The 1,400-nt window shown below is 66.9% G+C and carries 2 protein-coding genes; both read left to right on the top strand.

The window, feature by feature from the left end; translation table 11 throughout:
* Positions 1–3 precede the first annotated feature (3 nt).
* Positions 4–747, top strand: a complete 744-nt coding sequence (gene rlmB, locus ABWP09_RS02915) for a 23S rRNA (guanosine(2251)-2'-O)-methyltransferase RlmB (RefSeq protein WP_353203687.1) — start codon at positions 4–6, stop codon at positions 745–747.
* Between the two features lie 14 nt (positions 748–761).
* The coding region (locus tag ABWP09_RS02910; protein ID WP_353203666.1) for a hypothetical protein at positions 762–1,400 on the top strand (639 nt) is incomplete at its 3' end.

Below are 1,400 nucleotides of genomic sequence, written 5' to 3'. Positions count from 1 at the left end.
ATAATGGCACGTCGCGGACATCGCCCGTCACAGGCACCGGCCGGTCGCCCCCGCTTCTGGGGACGACATGCGGTAACCGCCGCGCTCGCCAACCCCGAACGCGTGGTGCGCAAGATGTGGGTGACGCGCGAAGCGGCGGCGAGCCTCGACATCCCGCCGCTGATCCCGATCGTCTATGCCGAGGTGCAGGACCTCGCGCGGCTGGTGCCGGGGGATGCGCCGCATCAGGGGCTGGTGGCCGAGGTCGATCCGCTTGAAGACATCTGGCTCGCCGATCTGCTGCAACAGGGTGAGGGCGATCAGCGGCCGCTGCTGATCCTCGACGGCGTGACCGATCCGCACAATGTCGGCGCAATCCTGCGCTCGGCGGCGGCGTTCGACGCGCTCGGCATCGTCACGCCCGACCGCAATGCGCCGCCCGAATCGGGGACGATCGCGCGCGCCGCATCGGGTGCGCTCGAACTCGTGCCGTGGGTCCGTGTGGTCAATCTGGCGCGCGCGCTGGAGGAAATCGGCGAGGCCGGATTCTGGCGCGTCGGGCTGACCGGCGAAGCGAACCAGACGCTGGTCAAAGCGATGGGGACGCAGCGGATCGCGCTCGTGCTCGGGGCCGAGGGCGAAGGCATGCGGCAGAACACCGCATCGCATTGCGACGAATTGGCGAAACTGCCGATCTCGCATCGGATCGAAAGCCTGAACGTATCGAATGCGGCCGCGATTGCGCTTTATGCGGTGGCGACGCGCTGAACGGAGGATCGGACATGGTGGCACGTCTCGCAAAAGCAGTGCTCGCGCTGCTGCTCCCGTTCGTGCTGGCGAGTTGCGTGCTGACGCCGGGCAAGTTCGTCTCGACGCTGCGGATCGATGCCGACCGGCATTTTACCTTCACCTATGTCGGCGAGGTGATCTCGGTCGACCTTGGCGGCGAGTTTGCCAAGGGCATGAAGGACGCGCCCGTGCCGCAGCAGGGGACCGATCCGGCCGCCGCCGACGGTGACGCGCCCGTGCAGCAGAAGATCGCACTCCAGAACCGCGCTGCCCCCGACCGGGCGACGAAGGCCGCAAGCGAGGCCAAGAACCGCGCCATCGCAGCGGCACTCGCCAAGGAAGCGGGCTATCGCAAGGTCGTCTATCTCGGCGATGGCAAGTTCAGCATCGACTATGCGATGTCGGGCACGCTCGATCGCGGCTTTGTGTGGCCGTACAATCTCGATGCCGAGATTGTCTTCCCGTTCGTGGTGCTCGAAGTGCGCGCCAACAATACGGTGCGGATCAAGGCCCCCGCCTTCGCCAACCAGAACGATGCCGCCAAGGGCATGGCCGGGCTGGACGGCGCGGGCAAGACGCCGAGCCAGCTCGACGGCAGCTTCACGCTCGATACCAATGCCGAGATCGTGAGC

The sequence above is a fragment of the Sphingomonas sp. genome, from assembly GCF_040398505.1.
In the GTDB taxonomy this organism is placed as follows: Bacteria; Pseudomonadota; Alphaproteobacteria; order Sphingomonadales; family Sphingomonadaceae; genus Sphingomonas.
The sequence above is the reverse complement of the archived record's forward strand: the minus strand, read 5'-3'. Positions and strand labels throughout refer to the sequence as shown.